The sequence below is a fragment of the Rhizobium sp. SG2393 genome, assembly GCF_042610495.1.
Lineage (GTDB): Bacteria > Pseudomonadota > Alphaproteobacteria > Rhizobiales > Rhizobiaceae > RU20A.
The window spans coordinates 53,056-77,672 of the sequence record NZ_JBHGAP010000009.1 but is presented as its reverse complement, the minus strand read 5'-3'; the positions used below and the strand labels follow the sequence as shown (position 1 = coordinate 77,672).

Here is a 24,617-nt window from a genome sequence, read left to right as displayed (position 1 = left end):
CATGAGCGCCATCGTCTCCTCTCAGCAGGAAAAGGCCGAAGGTGCATCCTTTCCTGCTGTCCCCGTCGGTCTCAGGGCAGCCTCTCCGGTCATTCTCCTGCTCGTGCTCGGTTTCCTGGCGCCGCTGGTGACGGTTGCGGCCTATGCCTTTGCGACGCCAAAGAGCTTCGATGTCTTCCGCTCCTTCACGCTCGCCAATTTCGCGGCGATCGTCGAGCCCACGAACACGGTGTGGACGTCCTTTGTCTGGTCGCTTTCCTTTGCGCTGGCAACGACCGTGCTGCTGGCCGTCATCGCCTATCCCATCGCCTATGGTCTCAACCGCATGTTCGGCAAATGGGCCGGCTTCGTCAGCGTTCTCTTCGTCTTTCCGCTCTTCGTGTCGGAAAATGTCCGCCTTTATGGCTGGGTGCTCTTCTTCATCAAGAACGGTGTTCTCGATGGTGGCCTGAAGTGGCTGGGTTTTTCCGGCGGGCCGGAACTCCTCTATACGCCGGGCGCCACGCTGTTCGGCATGCTTTATGTCTACCTGCCCTTCATGCTGTTTCCGATGTCTCTCGGCCTTGCCATGATCCCGCGCGATCTCGTTGATGCCGCACGCGATCTCGGTGCCGGACGGCTGATGATCTGGCGGGAAATCGAACTGCCGTTGGCCATGCCCGGCATCCTGATCGGCATGCTGCTGACCTTCGTGCTGGGGGCAGGGGCGATTGCCGAATCCAAGATCCTCGGTGGCCAGTCCGTCATCACCATCGCCCAGGATATCGAGATCGCCTTCACCTATGCCCAGAACTGGCCGCTCGGTTCGGCCCTCGCCCTGCTCCTCGTGGTCATCGTCAGCGGGCTGGCCCTCTTCATGCTGTCGAAGCTCGATCTCGACCGCATTCTTGGCCGGAGGTGAGAGAATGGAAACGCGTTCACAGATCCATGCGCGTGCCTTTGTGAAGGCCTGGACCGGCTTCGTGGTCCTCGCGCTTTACCTTCCGATCGTCTGCGGGGCGCTGGCCGGCCTTTCGAAGGGGCGCTATTTCGGCTTCCCGGTCCGCATCTTTTCTACGGAATGGTGGGGCAAGACCGTCGCTTCTCTGGAAATCCAGACGCTGGTGCAGAATTCGCTTCTCATCGCCTTCATCGTCACGCTGGTTTCGGTGTTCTTTGCCTTCTTCGGTGCTCTTGCCTTTGCCCGCTACGACTGGAAGGGTCGGCGACTGTTCCAGAAGGCGATCCTTTTGCCCGTGTTTTTCCCGCAGCCGGTGCTCGGGCTTGCGCTCCTTTTGTGGTTCAATGCGATCGGCATCAATCCGAGCTGGCAGACGGCCGTGATCGCCCACCTCGTCTGGATCGTGCCGGTCGTGACGCTCGTCATCGCCATCCAGGTCTATTCCTTCGACCCGACGCTTGAGGAGGCGGCGCGCGATCTGGGTGCCAGCCGCTGGTTCATCCTCAAGGAAATCACGCTGCCGATCCTTTGGCCGGGCATCTGGTCGGGTGCGCTCTTTGCCTTCCTGCTTTCCTGGGGCAATTTTCCGCTGTCGCTCTATACGGCCGGCGTTGATTCCACGATCCCGAAATGGCTCTATTCCAAGATGGTTGCGGGATATTCGCCGATGGTGCCTGCGCTCGGAACGATGAGCACGCTCTCGGCAGCGACCCTGCTTCTGGCGGGCGGGTTGGTGATCATGATCCTGCGCCGCCGCCAGCGTGATGCGTGAGAGAGAGCCATGAACTGGAAGACCGAACGTCGATCCTTCTACTATCAGGGCGCCCCGGCGCCTGATGATCCCGTGCTGGAAAGGGGAAAGGTGGCGCTGCTGGTCATCGACATGCAGAACACCTATCTGGAGCGGCCTGATCCGGCGGGTCTCTCGGGCGAGGCGCTTGAGCGCTATCGTGCGTGGACGCCGTTCCACGAGCGCATGCACCAGACGGTCATTCCCAACAACCAGCGTTTGCTGGAGCATTTCCGGACCCGCGGGCTGGACGTCCTTTTTGCTCGGATTGCCTGTCTGCGGCATGACGGGCGGGATCGGTCCCTGAGCCAGCGCAAGCCTGGATGGAACAACCTGCTGCTGCCGAAGGACGAGGCTGCCTCGCAGATCCTGCCGGAGATCGCGCCCAAGGCGGACGAGATCGTGGTGACCAAGACCACCGACAGCGCGCTCACGGGGACGAACCTGCGGCTCGTGCTCACCAATATGGGCATCACCCACGTGGTCTGCAGCGGTATCTTCACCGATCAGTGCGTGTCTTCCACCGTCCGCAGCCTGGCAGACGAGAGCTTCGATGTGATCGTTGTCGATGATGCCTGCGCGGCCGGTGCGATGGACCTGCATGTCAGCGAACTCGAGCGCCTGCACATGATCTACGCCAATGTGATGATGACCGACGAAGTTATCGGCTATCTGCCGGCTTGAGATGGATAAGACGGGCCGGGATTGCGGGCGTTGCGTCCTTGTGCTGCCCTGTCCTTCTTGCCAGAAAGAAAGCCAAGGGCATGTCGGCCGTGCTGCTCTGTGGCAGAGGGACAGGAGCCAGCTGCAGCAAATGGACGATCGATCATGAAAAAACCGAAGAGCATTCGCCAGGAACGAATCCTGACCGAACTCACGCAGGCGCCGAGCCTGCGGGTCGCCGAACTTGCGCGACGTCTCGACGTCTCAACGGAAACCATTCGCCGGGATCTCGACGAACTGACAGGGCAGGGCCTGCTCAACCGCACCTATGGCGGCGCCGTGCGCTCGCTCTCCACCGAGCCGTCCGTCACCGAGCGTCACATGCTCTTCGTCGCCGAGCGCGAACGCATCGCGCGGGCGGCAGTCCAGATCCTCAAGGGTGCCCGCGTGCTGATGATCGGCTCCGGGGCGACGACGGTGCATACGGCGCGGCGGATTGCCGTGGAGATGCGCGACATCACGGTCCTCACCCATTCCTTCGGCGTGGCGACGGTGCTGGCGATCAATCCGACGATCAAGGTCATCATTCTGCCGGGCGACTACCATGCCACGGAAGGTGCGACGGTCGGCGCTCATACGGTGTCCTTCCTCAACGGTTTCTATGCGGAATTTGCCGTTCTGGGCGCAAGCGGGCTCGGGCCGGACGGTCCCTCCGATGCCCTCATCGAATGCGGTGCGGTCTACACCACGATGATGGCGCGTTCGGCCCGCACCGTGGTGGTGGCCGACCATTCCAAGCATGATCGGCTGTTTCCAGCGCGCTATGCGCCATGGAGTGCCGTCGGCAATCTCGTAACGGACAAGGCACCCGTGCAGCCGCTCCTTGACCGTCTCGCCGCCAATGCCGTGACCCTCACGCTCGCCTGAAACCTTTACTCGACGGAAAGCGCGCCATGACCCCCAACCCTCATCCGGCCATCCGCCGGGCCCGGGATTTCGGTATTCCCTTTGACGGCGTGCCGGGCCCTTTGAATGCGCTGACGGATGTGCCCGGGGTGCATGTCGGATTTTCCACCCTCGTGGAGGAGACGCCCCGTCTGGGCCGGCGCCTTCCGGTGCGCACCGGCGTGACGGCGATCGTGCCGCATGCAGGTTCAGCGGAACCCGTTCCGGTGTTTGCGGGCGTTCATCGCTTCAATGGCAATGGCGAGATGACCGGCGCGCACTGGATCGAGGATGGGGGGTATTTCGTTGGTCCGGTTCTGATTACCAACACCCACAGCGTCGGGATGGTCCACCACGGCGCCGTGCGCTGGATGCTGGACCGTTACCGCGACACCTTCGATGGCGGCGAGCCCCTGTGGCTGCTGCCGGTCGTGGCCGAGACCTATGACGGGCTTCTCAACGATATCAACGGCCAGCATGTGACGCTGGAGCATGTCTTCGAAGCGCTGGACGGGGCGGCTTCAGGCCCGGTCGCCGAAGGCAATGTCGGCGGCGGGACCGGCATGATCGCCTACGGCTTCAAGGGCGGTACCGGTACTGCCTCGCGTCGGGTCGATGTCGGGGCATCCTCCTTCACGGTCGGTGCGCTCGTGCAGGCCAATCACGGCCAGCGCGACTGGCTGACGATTGCCGGCCGTCCTGTCGGTCGTCTGCTTTCCCAGTCTGATCCGGTACTGGCGGAGCGCGGTTCGATCATCGTGGTTCTGGCAACCGACCTGCCGCTGGCGCCACATCAGTTGCAGAAACTCGCCCGGCGCGGGGCGATCGGCATCGGCCGCAACGGCACCGTCGGTGGAAACAGTTCGGGCGACATTTTCCTCGCCTTTTCCACGGCGAACCCACATCCCCTGCGCCACCGTGCCGGACCCGTGCTCAGTCTCGAGATGATCAACGACGAGTTCCTCGACCCCATCTATCAGGCCGCCGTGCAAAGCATCGAGGAAGCTGTCGTCAATGCCATGGTCGCTGCGCGCACGACCGGCGGCACGCCGCACGACCGTTACCGCATCGAAGCCATCGATGCAGCGGCCGTCGCGCGCCTGCTTGCCCGAGATCTGGCGTCCGGCTGATGCCGTATCGCCCGTGCGCCCTTCCAGGACTTTCTGCCTGGTTGTGCCGGCAGTGCATGGTGCCTTTCAGACTTCACGACGCTTCGAACTGATCGGCGAGGGCGCTGGTCAGCTGTGAGGCAAAGCGGGCGGCGGCGACGGGCAGGGTGCGGCCTTTCAACTGGCCGAGATAGAGGATGCCGGCGGGCACGTCGCGCCCGTCGAGTGGCCGCGAGACCATGTGTCCTGTCGATGTCTGGTCGGACAGGCCGATGGGGATCTGGAACGTGATGATGTTTTCCGCAACGGCGTGATTGCGCAGGAATTCGAAATTGTCGGACTGGATGACCGGATCGAGGCGCACGCCGGCAATGCGCATGGCGATGTCGAGCAGGTGGCGCACACCATAGGCCGTCGTCGGCAGGGCGATCGGGTAATCGACGCAATCCGATAGCCTGACCATCGCCTTGGCGGCCAATGGATGGTCAGGTGCCATGACCACATGAACAGGCTGGCGCACCCGGATCAGCGTCATGAAATCGGTAAGGCGCACGGGTTCGAAGACGATGGCGAGATCGGCGCTGTGGTCGACAAGCGCGTGCTCTGCTGCCTCGCGGTCGCGCAGGTGGACGCCGAAGGTGACGTTCGGATGCTCCTTGCGGTAGAGCGCGATCTGGCTCGGCAGGAAATAGGGTAGCAGTGCCTGGCTGCAGGCAATCGACACATGGCCGCGCCGCACACCCGAGAGGTCGGCGATCTGGGAACGCACCCGCTCCATGTCCGACAGCTGGTTGCGGATGTGGTGGATGTAGATCTCGCCGGCCGCCGACAGACGCACGCCATGCGGCAGGCGCTCGAAGATCGGCACGCCCAATTCCTCTTCCATCGCCAGAATACGCCGGTTGAGCGCCGTCGAGGTGATGGCGAGCGTATCGGCGGCGGCGCGGATGGAGCCGGCCTTCACGACGGCATCGATATAGCGGATGGAGGCGAGGTAACGCATGGATGGCCCTGTGCCTGTGCTGCATTTTTTGCAGCGGCCCGGCGAAAACATAGCACAAGACAGAAGCGCGTCCATCTGGATTACTGACGTCCGAAAGCCGGATGCGCAAGCCCCCTGAACCCGGGCTGCACCGGCGCAACGAACAGCGGGGAACGTTCACATGTCCAGGATCCTGATGCCCAATCGTCGCCAGTTTCTGATGAACTCGGCCGGTCTTGCCGGTGCGGCGGCGCTCTCCGGTCTGCTGCCCGCCGGCATGGCGCGCGCTGCCGGTCTCACCGTCGGCTTCATCTATGTCGGCCCCAAGGACGATTTCGGCTACAACCAGTCCCACGCCGAAGGTGCGGCCGCCGTCAAGGCGATGGACGGCGTGACCGTCGTCGAGGAGGAGCAGGTTCCCGAAACCGTCGATGTGCAGAAGACCATGGAAAGCATGATCGGCTTCGATGGCGCCACCCTGCTCTTCCCCACCTCCTTCGGCTATTTCGATCCCCACATCCTCGCCGTCGCGCCGAAGAACCCCGAGGTTCGCTTCGAACATTGCGGTGGCCTGTGGACGCCGGACAAGCCGAAGAATGTCGGCTCCTATTTCGGCTATATCGGCATGGGCCAGTATCTGAACGGCATCGCCGCCGGCTATGCGACGAAGTCCAAGAAGATCGGCTTCGTGGCCGCCAAGCCCATTCCGCAGGTGCTGCTCAACATCAACTCCTTCCTGCTCGGCGCCCGCGCCGTCGATCCCACGATCACCTGCCAGGTGATCTTCACCGGCGAATGGTCGCTGGCGGTGAAGGAGGCGGAAGCCACCAATGCGCTCGCCGACCAGGGCGTCGATGTCATCACCTGCCATGTGGACGGGCCGAAGGTGGTGATGGAGACGGGTGCGGGCCGCGGCATGTATCTGTGCGGCTACCATGCCAACCAGAGCGCGCTGGCGCCCGAAAAGTACCTGACCGGCGCGGAGTGGAACTGGGCCAAGGTCTATACGGATATGGTCAAGACGACGCTTTCCGGCGGTACGATCGAGAATTTCGTGCGCGGGGGTCTCGCCGACGGCTTCATCAAGATGAGCCCGCTCGGGCCCGCCGTGACGCCGGAGGCCCGCACCCGCTTCGAGGCCGTGCAGGCCGAGATCATGAAGGGTGGCTTTGCCGCGATCAAGGGTCCGCTGAAGGACAACAAGGGCAATGTGGTCGCCACCGCGGGCCAGGCCTTCGTCGAGACCGATGTCGCCTTGGAAAGCATGGACTACCTCGTGGAAGGCGTCGTCGGCTCCACCTCCTGAGGGCATCGCGCGAAACAGGAGGCGGGAACATGAGCCTGCAGGTCGAACAGATGGCATCGCTCGCCGGCCGGACCGGCTTCCTCACGGAGGCCGGCGCCCGCCGCATCGAGGCGGCCGTGCTGCCCTTGGCGGCGCTTCTGGCGGGGATGGTCGCCTTCGCGATCTTCCTCGCCCTCATCGGCAGGTCGCCCGGCGAGTTCTATGCGCTCGTCTTCAAGGCTGGCTTCGGCACCGCCTTTTCCTGGACGAACACACTGACGCGGGCCGCTCCGCTGCTGCTTGCGGCGCTCTGCGTGGCGCTGCCGGCGCGGCTTGGCCTCGTCATCATCGGCGGCGAGGGGGCGATCGTGCTGGGCGGCGTTGCGGCCGGTGCCGTCGCCATGCTGATGCCGGGCCTTCCCGCAAGCGTCGGCATCACGCTCATGGCGGGTGCGGGGATGGCGGTCGGCGGGCTCTGGATCGGCGCGGTCGGCGCGCTGCGGCACCTGCGCGGCGTCAACGAGACGATTTCGAGCCTGCTGATGGCCTATATCGCCATCGCGCTGATGAACCACCTGATCGAGGGGCCGCTGCGCGACCCCGCCAGCCTCAACAAGCCCTCGACGGCGCCGCTGCCTGAAGCCTGGCGGATCGGCGACATGCCCGGCATCGGCGTGCACTGGGGCCTCGCCTTCGGCATTCTCGCCTGCATCGTCGCCTGGGTGCTGATCGAGCGCACGACTGTCGGCTTTGCGGCCCGCATCGTCGGCGGCAATGTGCGCGCCGCCGAGATCCAGGGGCTGCCGGCCGGCACGCTCGCCATCGGCTTCACGGCGCTCGGCGGTGCCTTTGCGGGCCTTGCCGGCATGTTCGAGGTGGCGGCGATCCATGGCTCGGCCAATGCCTCGCTCGCCGCCGGCTATGGCTATACGGGCATTCTCATCGCCTTCCTCGCCCGCCACAACGGGCTCGCCATCATCCCCGCCGCCATCCTGCTCGCCGGCATCGAGGCCTCGAGCGGGCTGGTGCAACGGCGCATGGACCTGCCGGATGCGACGGTGCTGGTGCTGGAGGGCATGGTGTTCATCGCCATCCTTCTGTCCGACACGCTGCAGGGCCGTGTCCGGTTCCTCGCATTCCTTGAGCGGAGGCAGAAATGACCGACGACATCGGCCTGTGGGGCGTGCCCCTCGCGATCCTCGGCGGCGCGATCCGCGTCTCCACCCCCTTCATCTTCGTCTCCATCGGCGAATGCCTGACGGAGCGCTCCGGCCGCATCAATCTCGGGCTGGAAGGCACGCTGGTGTTCGGCGCCATGAGCGGCTATGCGGCGGCCTATCACACCGGCTCGCCCTGGCTCGGCACGCTGGCCGCCGCCTTTTCCGGCCTGCTCTTCGGCCTCCTGCACGGCTGGATCTGCCGGCTGCCGCGCGTCAACGACATCGCCATCGGCATTGCCCTGATGATCTTCGGCACCGGCCTCGCCTTCTTCTTCGGCAAGCCCTACGTGCAGCCTGTCGCACCCGACCTTCCGGCCATTCCGCTCGGCTTCTGGTCGAGCCTGCCGCAGGTGCAGGCGGCGCTGAACGTCAACGTGCTCTTCCTCGCCGGCATCGTGCTCGCCTTCTCCACCGCCTGGATGCTGAAGAACACCCGCATGGGCCTGACGATCCGGGTCGCGGGCGACAGCGCGGATGCGGCCCGCGCGCTCGGCATCGACGTCAACCGTGTCCGGCTGTGGTGCACGGCGGCGGGCGGGGCGCTTGCCGGCGTCGGCGGGGCCTATCTCTCGCTCTATTATCCCGGAAGCTGGAACGAGGGCATTTCCTCCGGCCAGGGCCTGATGGCGGTGGCGCTGGTGATCTTCGCGCGCTGGAACCCGGTGAACTGCCTCTACGCCTCGCTGCTCTTCGGCGGTGCCGGCGCGCTCGGCCCGGCCCTGCAATCGGTCGGCGTCACCAGCGGCTACTATCTCTTCTACGCCGCCCCTTACGTGCTCACCCTCGGGCTGCTGGTCGCGACCAGCTCGCGCACCCGCGCCATGCCGTCGGCACCCGGCGAACTCAGCATCGTCAAATGAACAGCGCCGCGCGAGCGGCCAAGCGAATGGAGACCCGAGATGACCACCGTCCAGGCCGATCCCTATCTCTGGCCGTACAATGGCGACCTGAGACCGGAAAACACGGCGCTCATCATCATCGACATGCAGACGGACTTCTGCGGGCCGGGCGGCTATGTCGACAAGATGGGCTACGACATCGGGCTCACCCGCGCGCCGATCGAGCCGATCAAGACGGTGCTCGGCGCCATGCGGGCGAAGGGCTACCACATCATCCACACCCGGGAGGGGCACCGTCCCGATCTGTCCGACCTGCCGCCCAACAAGCGCTGGCGCTCGCAGCAGATCGGCGCGGGCATCGGCGATGCCGGTCCGTGCGGGCGCATCCTCGTGCGCGGCGAGCCGGGCTGGGAGATCATCGACGAGCTGAAGCCGCTCGCGGGCGAGCCCATCATCGACAAGCCCGGCAAGGGCTCCTTCTGCGCCACAGACCTCGAACTCCTGCTGCGCACCCGCGGCATCGAGAACATCGTGCTCTCGGGCATCACCACCGATGTCTGCGTGCACACCACCATGCGCGAGGCAAACGACCGCGGCTTCGAGTGCCTGCTTCTGGAGGATTGCTGCGCGGCGACCGACCCCGGCAACCATGCCGCGGCGATCAAGATGGTGAAGATGCAGGGCGGCGTCTTCGGCTCGGTCTCCGACAGCGTCAAATTCGTCGAGGCCCTGCCATGAGAGTTCCGGCCGAGCAGCACCAGACGCCCGCCCGCGCCATCGGCGTGGAAACGATCGGCATGACCATGCGTTTCGGGTCGTTCACGGCGTTGAACGACGTGTCGATCCGCATCGACGCCGGCTCGTTCCACGTCCTGCTCGGCGAAAACGGCGCGGGCAAATCCACCCTCGTCAAATGCATGATGGGCTTCTACCGGCCGACATCGGGCCAGCTGGCGGTGGAGGGACGCGAGGTGGAGGTGCCGGATCCGCGCGCCGCCCACGATCTCGGCCTCGGCATGGTCTACCAGCATTTCACGCTGGTGCCGTCGCTGACGGCGGCGGAAAACCTGGTGATCAGCCGCGCCGACGTGCCAGCCCGCATCGACTGGAAACGCGAACGTGCCGCACTCGCCGCCTTCATGGAGACGATGCCCTTTGCCGTGCCGCTCGATGTGCCGGTGGGGCGGCTGGCGGCCGGCGAGAAGCAGAAGCTGGAACTCCTGAAGCAGCTCTATCTCGGCCGTCGCTTCCTCATCCTCGACGAGCCGACCTCGGTGCTGACGCCGGCGGAAGCCGACGAGCTGCTCGGCATGGTGCGCGGCCTGACGACGGCGGGCGAGCTCACCTGCCTGATGATCTCCCACAAGTTCCGCGAGGTGACGGCCTTTGCCGATCAGGTCTCCGTGCTCCGGCGCGGCGAGTATGTGGGCGGCGGCCGGGTGGCCGACCTTTCGACCGCCGAGATGGCGGCCATGATGATCGGGGAGAAGGAACTGGTGCGGCCCGCAGCGCGCGTGGCGATCAACGGCGCGCCGGTGCTGACGGTTGCCGGTGCGAAGGCGCCGGATCGCTCGGGCCTGAAGACCATCGCCATCGACGATCTCTCCGTTCGTGGCGGGGAAATCGTCGGCATCGCCGGCATTTCCGGCAACGGGCAGATGGAGCTGATGGAGATCCTCTCCGGGCAGCGGCCGCTTGCTGACGGCAAGGTTCAGGTTTGCGGCACGCCGTTTCGTGCCACGCGTCACGAGATGCGGGCGCTCAACGTGCGCACCCTGCCGGAGGAGCCGCTGCGCAATGCCTGCGCGCCGAAGATGAGCGTTGCCGAAAACATCTTCTTCCGCGACTTCGATTTTGCGCAAGGCAAGGGCAAGGTCTGGCTGGACCGCCGCCGCATGGCCGGGCTCGCAGCGAAGCTCATCGGGGAATACAAGGTCAAGACCGCCTCGCCGCAGACACCCATTGCGGCGCTTTCCGGCGGCAATGTGCAGCGCGCCGTGCTGGCCCGCGAACTCAGCGGCAAGGTGGACCTGCTCCTGATCGCCAATCCCTGTTTCGGGCTCGATTTCTCCGCGGTGGCGGAAATCCGCTCCCGCATCATGGCGGCCCGCAATCAGGGCGCGGCCGTGCTTCTGATCAGCGAGGATCTCGACGAGATCCTCGAACTCTCCGACCGCATCCTCGTCATGTCGGAAGGCGCCATCGTCTTCGAGACGCCGGCTGCCGGCGCCGATGTGGGGGAGATCGGAAAACACATGGCGGGGCATCACTGATGGCGATCATAAAGGCCAGACCCTTCGACTTCACGCTCGTGCCGGACAAGACCGCGCTCGTCGTCATCGACATGCAGCGCGACTTCATCGAGCCGGGCGGCTTCGGCGCCACGCTCGGCAACGACGTGACGCTGCTTGAGGCGATCATTCCGGCGACCGCACGGCTGATCGACGGTTTCCGCCGCGCCGGCCTGACGGTCATCCACACGCGCGAGTGCCATGCGCCCGATCTTTCCGACTGCCCGCCCGCCAAGCTTTCGCGCGGCAGGCCCTCGCTGCGGATCGGCGATCCCGGCCCGATGGGACGCATCCTGATTGCGGGCGAGGACGGAGCCGACATCGTTGCCGCCCTCTACCCGCTGCCCGGCGAGACCGTGATAGACAAGCCCGGCAAGGGCGCGTTCTACGCAACGCCGCTCGGCGAGATTCTGCGGGAAAAGGGCATCGCCCAGCTCGTTTTTGCCGGCGTGACGACCGAGGTCTGCGTGCAGACCACCATGCGCGAGGCGAACGACCGGGGATACGAGTGCCTTCTCGCGACCGATGCCACCGAAAGCTATTTCCCCGAATTCAAGAAAGCCGCCATCGACATGATCACCGCACAAGGCGCGATCGTCGGCTGGGCGGCCACCGTGGACCAGATTGTCGAGGCCCTTGATGCGTGAGACCCTGCATATGGCACAATTCCTGGCAAACCGCTGGAACGAGGCGCCTTTCGAACATTTTCGCGAAGGCGTGGAGATCTGCCGTCTGGTGAAGGGCGAGCCGGAGCTGGCGCTGCTGCGCTATGCGCCGGGCGCCAGCGTCCCGCAGCACCGCCATACCGGGCTTGAAACCATCCTCGTGCTGGAGGGCTCGCAGAGCGACGAGAACGGTCACTACGGCCCCGGTTCGCTCGTCGCCAATCCCGAGGGAACGGTGCATTCCGTCTCCTCGGAGGAAGGCTGTGTCGTGCTGATCCAGTGGACGAAACCCGTCGAAATTCTCTGACATCCGGAAGTGCCGCCATGAACACACTGCCCTTCACGCTTGCCAGCCTTGGCGCCGCCTATGCCGCCGGCAAGAGCCCCAAAGCCGTGATCGAGGAGGTCTACCGGCGCATCGCGGAGGCTGACGATCCCGGCATCTTCATCCATCTCGCGCCGAAGGAGACCGTGCTGGCCGCCGCCGACGCGCTCGGCCCCTACGATCCGGCAAAGCCGCTCTACGGCATTCCCTTCGCGGTGAAGGACAATATCGATGTCGCCGGCATGCCGACCACCTGCGCCTGCCCGGCCTTCGAATATGCCGCGACGGCCGATGCCTTTGTCGTGGCGAAGCTGCGCGCGGCGGGTGCCCTGCCGATCGGCAAGACCAATCTCGACCAGTTCGCGACCGGCCTCGTCGGCGTCAGATCCCCCTATCCGATCCCGAAGAACGCGATCGATCCGCTGATCGTGCCGGGCGGCTCCAGCAGCGGCTCGGCCGTGGCGGTGGCGCGCGGCCTCGTGCCCTTCGCGCTTGGAACGGATACGGCCGGCTCCGGCCGCGTGCCGGCCGCGCTCAACAACATCGTCGGGCTGAAGCCGACGCTCGGCACGCTGTCGGCGAGCGGCATGGTGCCGGCCTGCCGCACGCTGGACACGATCTCGATCTTTGCCCTGACGGTGGAGGATGCCTTCGCCGCCTATTCCGCCGCAGCCGGTTACGACGCCGACGACGCCTATTCGCGCGATCTTACCGCCCCCTTCCTCGAAACGCCGGGGGCCGGCTTCACCATCGGCATTCCCGATGCCGCCTCGCGCCTGTTCTTCGACGATGTCTTCCAGGAGGCCTCCTTCGAGGCGACGCTTGCGACGCTGGAAGGACTCGGCCACCGCATCGTGCCGCTCGACTTCACGCCTCTCTACCGCATTGCCGCGCTGCTTTACGAGGGCGCCTGGGTCGCGGAGCGCTACGCCGCCATCGAGACGGTGATCCGCGACACGCCGGAGGCGCTCTTCCCGGTGACACGCGGCATCATCGGGCGGGCCGAAACGCTGTCGGCGGCGAATGCCTTCCGCGACACCTACCGGCTCGCCGATCTCAAGCGTGCCGCAACCCCGCTGCTGGCGGCGGTCGATATGCTCTGCGTGCCCACCATCCCGCGCTTCTTCAGCCTGGCGGATCTCAAGGAGGATCCGGTCAACCCGAATTCGAAGCTCGGCACCTACACCAATTTCGTCAACCTGCTCGATCTCTCCGGCATCGCCGTGCCGGTCGCGGCACGGGCCGATGGCCGGCCCGGCAGCGTGACCCTGCTGGGCAAGACCGGGCAGGACGGGCGCATCGCCGGGGTCGCGGCGCGCCTGCAGGCCGACGCCGCCCGCCCGCTCGGCGCCACCGGCTGGGCCTATGAGCCGGCCGAGGCCCCGGCGCCGGCCGCCGGCCCCGGAGAAATCGCCATCGCGCTGGTCGGCGCCCACATGCGCGGCCTGCCGCTGAATGGCGAGGTGACCCGGCTTGGCGGCCGCTTCCTTGCCGAGAGCCGGACGGCGCCCGAATACCGTCTCCATGCGCTTGCCGGAGGGCCGCCGCGGCGGCCGGGGCTGGTGAGGGCGGAGGACGAGGGGCAGGCGATCGCGCTGGAGATCTGGGCACTCCCGCTCGACCGGTTCGGCGCCTTCATGACGGGCGTTCCCGCGCCACTTGCAATCGGGACGGTGCGGCTGGCGGACGGCACGGCCGTCAAGGGCTTCCTCTGCGAAACGGCAGGCCTCCCCGGCGCCGAGGACATCACCGCCTTCGGCGGCTGGCGCGCCTATCTGGCCTCCATATCCGGTTGAGGGATACGATCCCCTATCTCCGATGAGCGTCGTGGGCCCTGTTTTCGCCTGGGTAGCGCACGGCAGGCGCAGGGGGAGGTGTCGCAGGAGGGGGCGGATCGGCGTTTATCGTCCTGACTGGAACCTGTCGGCCGGCGCATGTGTTGAGGGTGCAAAGGAGAGCATCATGGCCATTGCACCCGTCGATCCCACACCTGTGCCCACCCCCGGTCCCCAGCCGGGCCAGGACATGCCGCCGATCGGCAACCCGACGCCGCCGATCCGGGAGCCGGAGCCGGACCGGCTGCCGGACGAGGCGCCCGAGCCCAATCCGGATGAAAACGACCAGCCGCCCCAGCAGGTGCAGCTTCATTAGAGCGGCGTTCGATCCGACAGGATCAGATCGGCGCTTATGGCGCACTTACCGACACATGATCCCGTCGGTTCCGTTGCGTGGCCATCGGGCCGCACTCAGGACGCACCCAACACGACAGCCGGGCGGGTTCCTCCCAGGAATCCGCCCTTGTTCGTGCGGAACAAGCAGGCGACGGGACGGTTTGGCTGGGTAAACTCGAAGCTGGAGATACCCATGTCCGACGAACAGATCCGCCGTCCTGCCCCGCCCTATTCCGCCGCCCACCAGTCGCCACCGGGCGAGACCGAGCGGATGAACCCCGTTCCCGACCATGGCGAGCAAAGCTATTTCGGTGCCGGCCGTCTCGCGGGCAAGGTCGCGCTGATCACGGGAGGAGACTCGGGCATCGGCCGGGCCGTGGCGATCGCCTTTGCGCGGGAGGGCGCCGATGTGGCGATTGCCTACCTCTCCGAAGACGACGATGCCGAGGAAACGCGTCGCCTCGTGGAAGCTGCCGGCCGGCGCGCGCTGCTCCTGCCCGGCGATCTCGGCCAGGAGAACCACTGCCAGGCAGTGATCGAGCAGACGGTAACGACGCTCGGCCAACTGGACATTCTCGTCAACAATGCCGCGCGGCAGCGCAGCTTTTCCGACATTGTCGACATCACGGCGGAGGAGTGGGATGCAACGTTCCGGACGAACATCTTTGCGCCCTTCGTCCTTTCGCGCGAGGCAGCCGCGCGCATGAAGGCCGGAAGTGTGATCATCAACACGGTGTCGATCCAGTCGCGGCAGCCCTCGGCCCATCTGTTGCCCTATGCAAGTACCAAGGGCGCTCTTCTCAATTTCACGGCGGGTCTCGCCGAGATGCTCGCGGACAAAGGGATTCGGGTGAACGCCGTGGCGCCGGGGCCGATCTGGACGCCGCTTATTCCCTCGACCATGCCGGAGGAGAAGGTAAAGGACTTCGGCAAGAAGACGCTGATGGGCCGCGCCGGGCAGCCGGCAGAACTGGCAGGAGCCTATGTGCTGCTCGCCTCTGACCTCGGCAGTTACATGACCGGTGCCGTCATTCCCGTCACGGGCGGGGAAATCATGATCTGACGCACGTCCTTTTGAAGGGCGACGACAATGGCGCGCTGCGGACCATTCCGCAGCGCGCCTTTCGTTTCTAATGCCCTATGGCCGGGTTTTCGGCGGTGGTTTCCCGTCGTTCCGTTTCTTAGCCGCGTGCGTCGCCCTGCTGCGTGGGATTGGCAAGCGTCTCTCCCACAGCGTCCTTGCCCGCGCGGGCTTTTCCACCATCCGGCTCGCCCTCGATCATGGCCGATGTGTTCATGGGAGTTCAAAGGCACCCAAGGGATGGCATCTTGTGTCTCCCCGGAATTTCCATGGCAATAATATCTTTGAATAGATGGAACTAATGATGCAAAACCGTGTTCTTTTGCTGTCTATTTCTAATGGAGAATACGCCGTATATACCGAATATTCTATTTTTATATATGTAAATATGCTTTCATTTCGCATGTGACGGGAACAATTGCGATGCAGGACCATTGTTTATTCATGGTCCTCAACGCGAGCGTTTGCAAATTCATGTCATCCCTCCAGCGGCACCACACTTTCCAGCCTGTTCCTCCCCCTTCGCTTGACATCAGGGACGACGTGGTGGCGCTGATCCCGGCGTTGCGTGCGTTCGCCCGGACGTTCACGCTGAACGTTTCCGATGCGGACGATCTCGTGCAGGAGACCTTGATGCGCGCCCTGCGTAGTATTGAGCAGTTCCAGCGCGGCACGCAGCTGAAATCCTGGCTCTTTACCATCATGCGCAACACCTACTGCAACCAGTACCGGGTCCGCGTTCGGGAAACGCCGGGGCCGGTCGAGTGCGTGTCCAGCAAACTTGTCAGTCAGCCAACGCAGGAATGGGCCTGCATGGAGGCCGATCTGCAAGCCGCACTGGCCCGGCTTCCGACCGACCAGCGGGAGGTTCTGATGCTCGTTGGCGGGCTTGGCTTTTCCTACGAAGAGGCAGCCGAAATCCACCAGTGTGCGGTGGGCACGATCAAGAGCAGGCTCAGCCGGGCACGGGAGGCACTGGCTGTCGAACTCGGCGGCCGTCCGCTGCCGGCATAGCCTGCCCGCATCTTCCCCGTGTGGACGTCGAGGAGACAGACATGTCAGACCATCATGATCCCAAGGCGCGCGTCGAGAAGGACGCGGAGGGCCAGTTTGCCAAAACGCAGGCCGGTGGCGACAATAACGGCGTTGCCAGCGCCAAGCCGCGCGTGATCACCGGCAGCGACGATGCGACCACGCACAGCCGTCCCGACAAGAAGCGACGCCCGAAGGAATGGAGCGTTCATCACGATCTTGATGGCGGTCGGCGCTAGGGCGCATATCCACCGAAATGGCAGCGCGTCCGTTAAACATTGGGCGCCGTGGGCGCCGCTTTGACTGGCCGCCTCCTCTCCCACCGCCCTCGCTATCCTGCCCAACGGTTCTCGCCGCGGGCGGGGCCTTCGCATGGGCGCGGCGACCTTTCTGACGGCACATGGCGATCGCTCCGATCACCGCGTGGTGAACCGATCCGGCCGCCGGGGCGTAGACCCGCGGCAAGGAAAGGAACGTGGGATGAAGAAACCCGAGTCCGCAAAGCCGAATGGTGCCGTGACGGATGACCGCGTCGCGGCACTGATGAGCAAGATCAAGCAGGAAGACGTGCCAGAACGTCTGCTCGAACTGGCACGCGAACTTCAGATTGCCATTGATGGCAAGCGCGGCAACTGACAGCCGCTTGGCCCAAGGGTGGTAGGATTTCCCGCCCCATTGGCACGATCAGATGCCTCATGGATGTCTCAGGGCGACTGGTCGATGGCGTGGGGCGAGGGCCGTCCGGGCGTATCGGAATTTCCCCGCTGCGATAACGCGAAGGCTGCCAGGGCGATGACGGCAATGAGAGCCGCGAGCATGAGGCCTCTTTGCATGAAATTTCCTTTTTTCTCTGTGTGTGCCGCGTTCGCCGGACTGGAAGGCGCCCGGCCTAAGCGGCGAGGGTCGTGAATGTTCCTCCCGCGGCTGTATCGGTCGATTGTGGACACCGGCCGCTGCCCCTTTGTCTGTCGCCGGAACTTTCCGTGCCGCAGACGGTTTGAGCCCGGTACCGTGTCTTTGCTCGAGGGGAGTGCATCATGCAGGGCATCCATACGCCGCATCAGGATCTGGCCGAGCGTTACCTCCAGCTCGGTGGACGCCGCCAGGCGATCATCGATGACAACAAGGTTTCCGTCCGCCAATGGGACGACGAGCCGGAAGAGGCCGACGACTTCTGGCGCGTCCATATCGAGTCGCTGGACGAGACCAGCCGGCGCGAGGTTGCGCTTCTCCTGCCATCCGTATCCGAAGAAGCCGATCGCGAGTCTTGAAAATGGCGCGGACAGGCTCGGCGCGCGGGGCCGGCACTTCGCAAGGGCTCGATGACGCGGACAGGGCCTTCCTGATCGGCCTCGCCCGCGGTCTTGCCGGCGCGCTGCTGTTTTGCCTGCCGATGCTCATGACCATGGAGATGTGGTTTCTCGGCCTCTACATCCATCCTGTGAGGCTCCTCGTGCTCTGCGCGGTGAACCTGCCGATGCTCGTGCTGCTGGCCCATTATATCGGCTTCGAGAAATCGATCTCCTGGCGGACGGCCTGCCGGGATGCGATCACTGCCTATGGGCTCGCCATTGTCGTCTCTGCCGGTTTCCTCCTGATGTTCAACGTTCTCGGTCCGCAGTCGCCGGCCGAAACGCTGGTCGCGACAATCGCGCTGCAGGCCGTGCCGGCCAGCATCGGCGCCCTGCTCGGACGGAGCCAGCTCGGCGACACATCGGACGGTGACAACGAGGACGATGACAACGCCGTTCCTGAGACGGGCTACGGGCGCGAACTCTTCATGATGGTGGTGGGCGCTCTCTTCCTCAATCTCAACGTCGCGCCGACGGAGGAGATGAACCTCATCGCCTTCAAGATCACACCCATCCACACGCTGCTGATGGTGGTGACGTCGATCGTGCTGATGCACGGCTTCGTCTACGCCGTGCAGTTTCGCGGCGGCCACAAGCGGGCGGAAGGGGCGGGGTGGTGGCGACCCTTTCTCGTCTACACGATCCCCGGCTATGTGCTGGCGCTCCTCGTCAGCCTCTACGTGCTCTGGACCTTCGAGCGACTGGAGAGCGTTTCCCTGCAGCAGATCATCACGACGACGGTGGTGCTGGGCCTGCCGGGCGCAATCGGCGCCGCCTCGGCACGGCTCATCCTGTAACGCCGTCCGGAGAAAGGCGCACGACAAATGGCAGTCAGCATGGATCCCGCAAGCCGCAAGGGCCAGTCGTCCCATTGGGTCGAGTGGGTGACTGCGCTTCTGTGCAGCCTGCTTGTCGCCGGCCTCTTCGCCATGATCGTCATCGACATCGTGCGGCACCGGGAAGAACCCGCGCGTTTCGAGGTCACGGCGACCGCCATCGAGCCGGCCGACGGGCGATACCGGGTCACCATCGCGGTCAGCAATCCCTCGCTTTCCACGGGCGCGCAGGTGCATGTGCGCGGCGATCTTCTGCGCGACGGGCAGGCGATCGAGAGTGCCGACGTGACGTTCGACTATGTCGCGTCCGAATCCTTGGAGGAGGGGGCGCTTTTCTTTGCGGGTGAGCCGACGCCGCAAACGTTACGGCTGACGGTCCTCGGCTACACCGACCCCTAAGATTGGTCGCGGCCTGGGGTGGTTTGATTTCCGTTTCGGAAGGTTTTTGGTCTACACTTGGCGTCTTCGTTGCCCGAGCCGGTGACGGAACCGGTCCCGTAAGTCGGCAGGTGCGGGACGTCTTCTGGTGCGCTTTCGACCGAAGCTTCGCGGACCCGACATGCATGTCTATCTCTTGAGCCTCATCGACCGCGACCGTAGCGAACGGGCCGATCGTCATCTCGCCTTCCTGCTCGCCTTCGTGGCGGGCGGCATCAATGCCGGCGGCTTCATGGCCGTGCATCAATATACATCGCATATGTCAGGGGTCGTTTCCGCGCTGGCCGATCATCTGGTGCTCGGCGAGTGGGCCTTGGCTTTTCTCGGCGTGTCCTCCTTTTTTGCCTTCGTGATCGGTGCGGCGACATCGGCCATTCTCATCAACTGGGCGCGTCAGCGGGATCTTCATTCGCAATATGCCATCCCCCTGTTGTGGCAGGCTCTATTGCTCGCCACCTTCGCTGGCAGTGCCCGTTTTGCGGATGTGAGCCTGCTTGGCCACGCGGTTCTGGTCATCATGCTGCTGTGCTATGTGATGGGCCTGCAGAACGCGATGATCACCAAGCTTTCGGGTGCCCGCATCCGCACCACCCACGTCACGGGCATGGTGACGGACATCGGCATCGAGATCGGCAAGTATTTCTATCGCAACGGCGCGATGGCGCAAAAACCGGTGATCGCCGATCGTGCCAAGCTTGCTCTCCTGACGATCATGGTCAGCCACTTCTTCCTTGGCGGTCTCTGCGGAGCCGTGTTATTTGCCTGGCTCGGCCTTGCCGCCTCCTTCGTCTTCGGCCTGCCGCTGATGGTGGTCGGCACCTATCCTCTTCTTGCAGATGCGCGCGAATGGGCGGCCACGCGCAAGCGGGCGTGAACGGCGTTCGGCAGATATCAAATCCACTCATGCTGACATCAGCAATCCGCGATTGACGGCAGCCTGCGGTTGACCCCTCATGGCGAAAACAAGAGGGGAATCGCATGTCGTCCACACTCATCAGCGGGGCGTTCCTCGCCGCGCTCTTCTATGTCCTCATTCCGGGTCCCGCCTTTCTGGCGCTTCTCGGCATCGGCGCCGGGCAGGGTCGCAAGGCGGGCGCCTTCTTCATGGGCGGGCATCTGGCCGGCGACCTCGTCTGGTCGGCGCTGGCGCTTGTCGCCATCGTCGGTGCCAAGACGCTCGGGACGGTGATTTTCGATGCGCTCGGCCTTGCCTGCGGACTCTATCTGGCCTGGATCGGCTGGAGCGCGCTGACCGCCAAGCCCAAGGCGGATGGCGGGCCGATCGCCGTCGTGACGCATCCGCTGCGCCGGGGGCTGATCTTCGGGCTTACCAACCCCAAGGGCTACCCGGTGGCGCTCGCCACCTTCACGGCCCTCCTGGCCGGTTCGGCCAATGCGCTCGATTTCGACGCGCTGCCGGTGCTGCTGGCTGCTTCGCTTGCCGGTTTCCTCGTTGCCGATGTCATCCTCATCGCCATCATCGGGGCGGGTGTGGTGCGACGCTTCTACCGCCGGCACGAGCGGCTGATCGTCAGGCTTTCTGGCCTGCTTTTCCTCGGCTTTGCCGCGCAGGCCATCTGGCATGCGGCACCGGGGCTCCTGGGGCTGAAGCGCGCCTGAGGCCGGCCGCCTTGAACTTGTCGCGAGGGCGGCTTACCTCGGATCGGCGGGCGAGAGAATCAGGCTCGCCCCGACATTCATCGCCTGCCGCAAGGAGCTGCCATGACCGAGACGCGTGCCCTGAACCCCGCCGTGACGGACTGGAACGGGCCGCATGGCCTGCCGCGTTTCGAGGCGATCAGCGACGCCGATTTCGCCCCCGCCTTCGATGCGGCACTCGCTGAACACGAAGCGGAAATCGATACGATCGCCAACAATCCGGAGGCGCCGACCTTCGAGAACACGATCGTGGCGCTGGAAATCGCCGGTGATGCGCTGTCGCGGGTGTCTTCTGTCTTCTGGTGCCTTGCCGGAGCCAATACCAACGATGCGATCCAGGCGCTGGAGCGCGAGATTTCGCCGCGCATGTCGCGCCATTATTCGAAGATCGGCATGAATGCGGCGCTCTTTGCCCGCATCGACAGTCTCTGGGAGACGCGCGAAACCCTCGACCTCGATCTGGAAGCCACCCGGGTGCTGGAGCGGCACTGGAAGGGCTTCGTGAAATCGGGTGCGAAGCTTCCGCGCGAGGAGCAGGAGCGCCTGGCTGCCATCAACGAGACGCTCGCCGGCCTCGGCACGCGCTTCGGCCAGAATGTGCTGGCGGACGAGAAGAGCTGGGCGCTGTTCCTCGACAGCGAAGCCGATCTTGCCGGCCTGCCGGGCTTCCTGCGGGATGCCATGGCGTCGGCCGCCCGCGAGCGCGGCCGCGACGGCGCCTATGCCGTCACCCTGTCGCGCTCGATCATCGAACCCTTCCTGACGTTTTCCGAGGTCCGCGCCTTGCGCGAACAGGCTTTCAAGGCCTGGGTGGCGCGCGGCGAAAACGGCGGCGAGACCGACAATCGCGGTGTCGTGGCCGAGACGCTGAAACTGCGCGCCGAAAAGGCTGGCCTGCTCGGTTACGCCAATTACGCGGCCCTGAAGCTCGACAATACGATGGCGAAGACGCCCGAGGCCGTGAACGGGCTGCTGAGCCAAGTCTGGGAAAAGGCCGTGGCGCGGGCACGCGAGGAGGAGGCCGATCTGCAGGCGCTCGCATCCGCCGCCGGCAGCAACGAGACGATCATGCCGTGGGACTGGCGCTTCTACGCCGAAAAGCTGCGCGCCGAGCGCTTCAGTTTCTCCGAAAGCGAGCTTAAGCCTTATCTGCAGCTCGAAAAGATCATCGATGCATGCTTCGACGTCGCCAGCCGCCTCTTCGGCATCACGGCGGTGGAGCGCAAGGACGTGACGGGCTATCACCCGGATGTGCGCGTCTTCGAGATCCGCAATCGCGACGGCGGCCTCGTGGCGCTGTTCCTCGGCGATTATTTCGCGCGCTCGTCCAAGCGCTCCGGCGCCTGGATGAGTTCCTTCCAGTCGCAGCACCGGCTGGATCTGCCGAACGGGGCCAAGGGCGAGATCGGCATCATCTACAATGTCTGCAATTTCGCAAAGCCCGCGGCCGGCCGGCCGGCGCTGCTCTCGCTTGATGATGCGCGTACGCTCTTCCACGAGTTCGGCCATGCGCTGCACGGCATGTTGTCGAATGTCACCTATCCCTCCGTGTCCGGCACGGGTGTCTCGCGCGACTTTGTGGAACTGCCCTCGCAGCTCTACGAGCACTGGCTGACGGTGCCGGAGATCCTGAAGACCTATGCCGTGCATGTGGAGACCGGCGAGCCCATGCCGCAGTCCCTGCTCGACAAGGTGCTGGCGGCGCGCACCTTCAATTCCGGCTTCGCGACGGTCGAGTTCACGGCCTCCGCGCTGGTGGACATGGCGCTGCATACGATCCCGGCGCCGGAAGACCCGATGGCCGTGCAGGCCGAGGTTCTGGAGCGCATCGGCCTGCCGCGCGCCATCGTCATGCGGCACGCCACGCCGCATTTCCAGCACGTCTTCTCCGGCGACGGCTATTCGGCGGGCTATTACTCCTACATGTGGTCGGAAGTGCTGGATGCCGATGCCTTCGCGGCGTTTGAGGAAACCGGCAATGCCTTCGACCCCGGCATGGCCGAGAAGCTGAAGGCCCACATCTATTCCGTCGGCGGCTCCATCGATCCGGAAGAGGCTTACAAGGCCTTCCGGGGCAAGCTGCCGAGCCCGGATGCGATGCTCGCCAAGAAGGGGCTGGCGGCCTGACGGCGCCAGTCCTGATCCGGCTCAAAGTCTTCTTTTCGCATTTCCGGGCGCAAAACTGCTGCACACCTTTGCCGGAAATGCCGGCTGTCACGGAAACTTCGTCGCGACGTTACGAAATGGTCGCAACGCCGTAACGTGACTGACACTGCGGGCGCTCATGGTCCCGCGATCAGGCCTCTGCCTGCTTCGCGACCGGAGCCTCCGCCATGTCCATCCTCGCGCGCACCTATTCCCGCCGCTCCTTCCTGATTTCCTCCGGCACGCTCGGTCTTGCAGCTACCTCCGCGCTGTCGGCGCCCTTCTATGCCCGCAATGCACAGCGGCCGGCATTTTCGCTTGGCGTGCAGTCCGGCGATGTCGATGGCGGGTCGACCATGGTCTGGACGCGGACGGATCGGCCGGCGAGGGTCAGCGTGGAATTGTCAACGACCGAAAGCTTCGCCGACCCGATCCGGCTCGCGCCGAAGGATGCGCTGCCGCGGAGCGACCATGCGGTGAAGTGGCTCGCCGAGGGGCTTTTGCCGGACCAAGACTATTTCTACCGCTTTCGCGCCCATGACATTGCCGATGTCAATCTGGTCTCGGAAGCCGCGACTGGTCAGTTCCGCACTGCGCCGCTGAAGCGCCGGGCCGTGCGCTTTGCCTGGTCGGGCGACACCGCCGGCCAGGGCTGGGGCATCGACGATGTCGGCATGAAGACCTATTCGACCATGGCCTGGCACCAGCCGGATTTCTTCATCCATTCCGGCGACACGATCTATGCCGACAACCCCATCCCCGAGGAGATCGCGCTGAGGGACGGCACGGTCTGGAAGAACCGCATCGTCACGGACGAAAAGCGCGAGGTGGCCCGCACGCTGCCCGAATATCGCGGCCAGTGGAAATACAATCTGCTGGATGACCACGTGCGCGCCTTTAATGCGGCCTGTCCGACCTTTTACCAGTGGGACGACCATGAGGTTTTGAACAACTGGTCTGCTTCCACCGATCTTGGCGGCGACCCGCGCTACCCGGAGAAGGACATCTCCATCTACGCGGCCCGCGCGGCGCGGGCCTTTGACGAGATGACGCCGATCCGCGTGCCGCCGACGGAGCCGGGGCGGATATTCCGCAAGGTCTCCTATGGTCCGCTGCTTGATGTCTTCTTCCTCGACCTGCGCAGCTATCGCGGCGAGAACCAGGACGAGAAGAGCGGTCTTCTCGGCTGGCGGCAGATCGACTGGCTGAAGCGGGAACTTGCCGCCTCGCGCGCGCTCTGGAAGGTCTTTGCCTGCGACATGCCGCTCGGTCTCGTCATCTGGGACGATTATGGCCGCAAATCCGGCATCGAGGGCGTGGCGGATGGTAAAGGCGGTGCGCCATCGGTGCGGGAGGGCGAGATTGCCGATCTCCTCTCCTTCATGAAGCGCAAGGGTATCCGCAACACGATCTGGCTGACGGCCGACGTGCATTATACCGCCGCGCATCACTACGATCCGGCGCGCGCTGTCTTTAGCGATTTCGATCCGTTCTGGGAGTTCGTGTCCGGTCCCCTGCATTCCGGCACCTATGGGCCGAAGCCGCTCGATCCCACCTTCGGGCCGGAGGTGCGCTTCATCAAGGCGTCCGGCGGCGGCATCGACAGCAACCTGCCACCGTCGGCCGGCCTGCAGTTCTTCGGCCTTGTCGACATCGCCGCCTCCGGCGAGGCGATGGTGCGGCTGATGGACCGCGAAAATCACGAGCTGTGGCGGGTGACGCTTCAGCCGGAAGGCTATGTCGGTGTGTGAGGTCGCGGCCTCACTCCACCGCGGCTTCGAAGGCGCCGGCAAAAGCCTGCCCTCGCGTTCGCGCATGGCCGCCCTGTCCGGCACGGCAGGGCTTTGCG

The 24,617-nt window shown here is 64.9% G+C and carries 27 protein-coding genes; 25 read left to right on the top strand and 2 right to left on the bottom strand.

Annotated features, from left to right (window positions below; translation table 11 throughout):
* Position 1: 1 nt before the first annotated feature.
* From ACED18_RS16895 to ACED18_RS16875, 5 genes are all read left to right on the top strand, one after another.
* Positions 2–901 (top strand): ABC transporter permease, encoded by a 900-nt coding sequence (locus ACED18_RS16895; RefSeq protein ID WP_377294377.1) that lies wholly within the window; start codon positions 2–4, stop codon positions 899–901.
* Positions 902–905: 4 nt separating this feature from the next.
* On the top strand, positions 906–1,712 hold the full coding sequence (locus ACED18_RS16890) for an ABC transporter permease (RefSeq protein WP_377294375.1): 807 nt from the start codon (positions 906–908) through the stop codon (positions 1,710–1,712).
* A 9-nt stretch (positions 1,713–1,721) separates the two neighbouring features.
* Positions 1,722–2,414, top strand: a complete 693-nt coding sequence (locus ACED18_RS16885) for a cysteine hydrolase family protein (protein WP_377294373.1) — start codon at positions 1,722–1,724, stop codon at positions 2,412–2,414.
* A gap of 144 nt (positions 2,415–2,558) precedes the next feature.
* Positions 2,559–3,320 carry a DeoR/GlpR family DNA-binding transcription regulator gene (locus tag ACED18_RS16880; RefSeq protein ID WP_377294371.1) on the top strand — a complete coding sequence of 254 codons (762 nt, stop codon included), beginning with the start codon at positions 2,559–2,561 and terminating at the stop codon, positions 3,318–3,320.
* A gap of 26 nt (positions 3,321–3,346) precedes the next feature.
* Positions 3,347–4,468, top strand: coding sequence for a P1 family peptidase (locus ACED18_RS16875; protein WP_377294369.1), 1,122 nt, complete (start codon positions 3,347–3,349; stop codon positions 4,466–4,468).
* Positions 4,469–4,541: 73 nt separating this feature from the next.
* Here the strand turns inward: ACED18_RS16875 and ACED18_RS16870 are convergent, their stop codons facing one another.
* Positions 4,542–5,450 (bottom strand): LysR family transcriptional regulator, encoded by a 909-nt coding sequence (locus ACED18_RS16870; protein WP_377294367.1) that lies wholly within the window; start codon positions 5,448–5,450, stop codon positions 4,542–4,544.
* Between the two features lie 160 nt (positions 5,451–5,610).
* Here ACED18_RS16870 and ACED18_RS16865 point away from each other — a divergent pair, with 160 nt between their 5' ends.
* The 13 genes from ACED18_RS16865 (at position 5,611) to ACED18_RS16805 (ending at position 16,974) form a co-directional block, all read left to right on the top strand.
* Positions 5,611–6,735, top strand: coding sequence for a BMP family ABC transporter substrate-binding protein (locus ACED18_RS16865; RefSeq protein WP_377294365.1), 1,125 nt, complete (start codon positions 5,611–5,613; stop codon positions 6,733–6,735).
* A 50-nt stretch (positions 6,736–6,785) separates the two neighbouring features.
* Complete coding sequence (locus ACED18_RS16860) at positions 6,786–7,874, top strand: ABC transporter permease (RefSeq protein WP_377294552.1); 1,089 nt, start codon at positions 6,786–6,788, stop codon at positions 7,872–7,874.
* The gene (locus ACED18_RS16855; RefSeq protein WP_377294363.1) at positions 7,871–8,794 is read left to right on the top strand and encodes an ABC transporter permease; all 924 of its coding nucleotides are present in this window, start codon (positions 7,871–7,873) and stop codon (positions 8,792–8,794) included. The genes ACED18_RS16860 and ACED18_RS16855 overlap by 4 nt, the downstream gene beginning before the upstream one ends.
* Positions 8,795–8,833: 39 nt before the next feature.
* Positions 8,834–9,511, top strand: coding sequence for a cysteine hydrolase family protein (locus ACED18_RS16850; RefSeq protein ID WP_377294361.1), 678 nt, complete (start codon positions 8,834–8,836; stop codon positions 9,509–9,511).
* Entirely contained in the window at positions 9,508–11,046 is a 1,539-nt protein-coding gene (locus ACED18_RS16845; RefSeq protein ID WP_377294359.1) for an ABC transporter ATP-binding protein, read from the top strand. The genes ACED18_RS16850 and ACED18_RS16845 overlap by 4 nt, the downstream gene beginning before the upstream one ends.
* Entirely contained in the window at positions 11,046–11,711 is a 666-nt protein-coding gene (locus ACED18_RS16840; protein WP_377294357.1) for a cysteine hydrolase family protein, read from the top strand. Before ACED18_RS16845 ends, ACED18_RS16840 begins: the two co-directional genes overlap by 1 nt.
* Positions 11,704–12,036, top strand: coding sequence for a cupin domain-containing protein (locus ACED18_RS16835; protein WP_377294355.1), 333 nt, complete (start codon positions 11,704–11,706; stop codon positions 12,034–12,036). Before ACED18_RS16840 ends, ACED18_RS16835 begins: the two co-directional genes overlap by 8 nt.
* A gap of 17 nt (positions 12,037–12,053) precedes the next feature.
* The gene (gene atzF, locus ACED18_RS16830; protein WP_377294353.1) at positions 12,054–13,850 is read left to right on the top strand and encodes an allophanate hydrolase; all 1,797 of its coding nucleotides are present in this window, start codon (positions 12,054–12,056) and stop codon (positions 13,848–13,850) included.
* 166 nt (positions 13,851–14,016) lie between these two features.
* Positions 14,017–14,205: a hypothetical protein gene (locus tag ACED18_RS16825; protein WP_377294351.1), complete on the top strand. Its 189-nt coding sequence runs from the start codon at positions 14,017–14,019 to the stop codon at positions 14,203–14,205.
* Positions 14,206–14,418: 213 nt separating this feature from the next.
* Positions 14,419–15,288 carry an SDR family oxidoreductase gene (locus ACED18_RS16820; protein ID WP_377294349.1) on the top strand — a complete coding sequence of 290 codons (870 nt, stop codon included), beginning with the start codon at positions 14,419–14,421 and terminating at the stop codon, positions 15,286–15,288.
* Positions 15,289–15,750: 462 nt separating this feature from the next.
* On the top strand, positions 15,751–16,320 hold the full coding sequence (locus ACED18_RS16815; protein WP_377294347.1) for a sigma-70 family RNA polymerase sigma factor: 570 nt from the start codon (positions 15,751–15,753) through the stop codon (positions 16,318–16,320).
* 41 nt (positions 16,321–16,361) lie between these two features.
* Complete coding sequence (locus ACED18_RS16810) at positions 16,362–16,577, top strand: hypothetical protein (RefSeq protein ID WP_377294345.1); 216 nt, start codon at positions 16,362–16,364, stop codon at positions 16,575–16,577.
* Positions 16,578–16,818: 241 nt separating this feature from the next.
* Positions 16,819–16,974 (top strand): hypothetical protein, encoded by a 156-nt coding sequence (locus tag ACED18_RS16805; protein ID WP_377294343.1) that lies wholly within the window; start codon positions 16,819–16,821, stop codon positions 16,972–16,974.
* Between the two features lie 68 nt (positions 16,975–17,042).
* Here the strand turns inward: ACED18_RS16805 and ACED18_RS16800 are convergent, their stop codons facing one another.
* Complete coding sequence (locus ACED18_RS16800) at positions 17,043–17,171, bottom strand: hypothetical protein (RefSeq protein WP_377294341.1); 129 nt, start codon at positions 17,169–17,171, stop codon at positions 17,043–17,045.
* Positions 17,172–17,375: 204 nt separating this feature from the next.
* Between ACED18_RS16800 and ACED18_RS16795 the strand changes: the two genes are divergently transcribed.
* The 7 genes from ACED18_RS16795 to ACED18_RS16765 all read left to right on the top strand — a co-directional run bounded on the left by ACED18_RS16795 (position 17,376) and on the right by ACED18_RS16765 (position 24,519).
* On the top strand, positions 17,376–17,609 hold the full coding sequence (locus ACED18_RS16795; protein ID WP_377294339.1) for a hypothetical protein: 234 nt from the start codon (positions 17,376–17,378) through the stop codon (positions 17,607–17,609).
* Positions 17,610–17,611: 2 nt separating this feature from the next.
* Positions 17,612–18,487 carry a TIGR02587 family membrane protein gene (locus ACED18_RS16790; protein WP_377294337.1) on the top strand — a complete coding sequence of 292 codons (876 nt, stop codon included), beginning with the start codon at positions 17,612–17,614 and terminating at the stop codon, positions 18,485–18,487.
* A gap of 27 nt (positions 18,488–18,514) precedes the next feature.
* A complete protein-coding gene (locus tag ACED18_RS16785) occupies positions 18,515–18,925 on the top strand; it encodes a TIGR02588 family protein (protein WP_377294335.1) in 411 nt (136 codons plus the stop codon).
* Positions 18,926–19,052: 127 nt separating this feature from the next.
* Positions 19,053–19,838, top strand: coding sequence for a YoaK family protein (locus ACED18_RS16780; RefSeq protein WP_377294333.1), 786 nt, complete (start codon positions 19,053–19,055; stop codon positions 19,836–19,838).
* Between the two features lie 104 nt (positions 19,839–19,942).
* The gene (locus ACED18_RS16775) at positions 19,943–20,584 is read left to right on the top strand and encodes a LysE family translocator (protein WP_377294331.1); all 642 of its coding nucleotides are present in this window, start codon (positions 19,943–19,945) and stop codon (positions 20,582–20,584) included.
* A 102-nt stretch (positions 20,585–20,686) separates the two neighbouring features.
* Positions 20,687–22,750, top strand: coding sequence for a M3 family metallopeptidase (locus ACED18_RS16770; protein WP_377294329.1), 2,064 nt, complete (start codon positions 20,687–20,689; stop codon positions 22,748–22,750).
* Positions 22,751–22,956: 206 nt separating this feature from the next.
* Positions 22,957–24,519, top strand: a complete 1,563-nt coding sequence (locus tag ACED18_RS16765; RefSeq protein WP_377294327.1) for an alkaline phosphatase D family protein — start codon at positions 22,957–22,959, stop codon at positions 24,517–24,519.
* Positions 24,520–24,617: the final 98 nt, after the last annotated feature.